A 1144-nucleotide genomic window follows, 5' to 3' on the forward strand; every position below is an offset into this window, starting at 1 on the left:
ATTCGGCAAAATCGCCGCCGCGCAATCGGCGCAAGAAGAACAGAGGCGGCCGCGGCCTTCAGGGCCGGCCGCTGACGCCCGCCAAGGCGGTGCCGGGTGTGGCCAAGACCTCTGTGCCCGCCGGTTCGGGTCAGGCCTCCTCCAAGGATGCCCGCGGCAGGGCCGGAAATGAAAGCCAAGGCACGGATTCCCGCGGCGAAAAATTCTCCTATGTCAACGATCTCTATGCGGCGCTCGACCTCGGCACCAACAATTGCCGCCTGCTGATCGCCCAGCCGACAAGGCCGGGCCAGTTCCGCGTCGTCGATGCGTTTTCGCGGATCGTTCGCCTGGGCGAGGGGCTCGGCACCAGCCGCCGGCTGTCGCAGGATGCCATGGACCGTGCCGTCGAAGCGCTGCGCATCTGCGCCACAAAGCTTGCCAACCGGCCGATCCGCCGCATGCGGCTGATCGCCACCGAAGCCTGCCGCGCCGCCGAAAACGGCGAGGAGTTCCTGGCGCGGGTGATCTCGGAAACCGGGCTGGAACTCGAAATCATCGATCGGGAGACCGAGGCACGGCTTGCAGTCTCGGGCTGCTCGTCCCTGGTCGGCCGCGAAGCGCGCTCCGTCGTTCTCTTCGATATCGGCGGCGGTTCGTCGGAAATCGCCGTCATCCGCATCGATGACAGCCGTTCGAGCCGGCTTGCCAATCATATCACCCACTGGACCTCGCTTCCTGTCGGCGTCGTGACGCTGTCGGAACGGCATGGCGGGCGCGACGTGACGCCGGAGGTTTTTGACGCCATGGTGACGGAAGTCGAAGGCATGCTGGCCGGTTTCGATTGCCCGCCGCTTGCCGCCTTCCGCCGCCAGGGCGCCGAGGATTTCCACCTGATCGGCACCTCGGGCACGGTCACCACGCTTGCAGGCGTGCATCTCGACCTGCCGCGCTACGACCGCCGCAAGGTCGACGGCCTGTGGCTGTCGGATGCGGAAGTTTCCGCCATGCAGGCAAAACTGCTCTCCTGGGATTTTGCCGGCCGCGCCGCCAATCCCTGCATCGGTCCTGACCGGGCCGATCTGGTGCTGGCCGGCTGCGCCATTCTGGAAGCGATCCGCCGCCGCTGGCCGAGCCAGCGCATGCGGGTGGCCGACCGAGGCCT

1 protein-coding gene is annotated in these 1144 nt (G+C 67.1%); it reads left to right on the forward strand.

Annotation, left to right across the window (positions count from 1 at the left end):
• Positions 1–1144: Ppx/GppA phosphatase family protein (locus MOV61_RS29975; RefSeq protein WP_247139185.1), on the forward strand; the 1144-nt coding region annotated here is incomplete at both ends.

It is taken from the genome of Neorhizobium sp. BETTINA12A (genome assembly GCF_023006485.1).
GTDB lineage: Bacteria > Pseudomonadota > Alphaproteobacteria > Rhizobiales > Rhizobiaceae > Neorhizobium.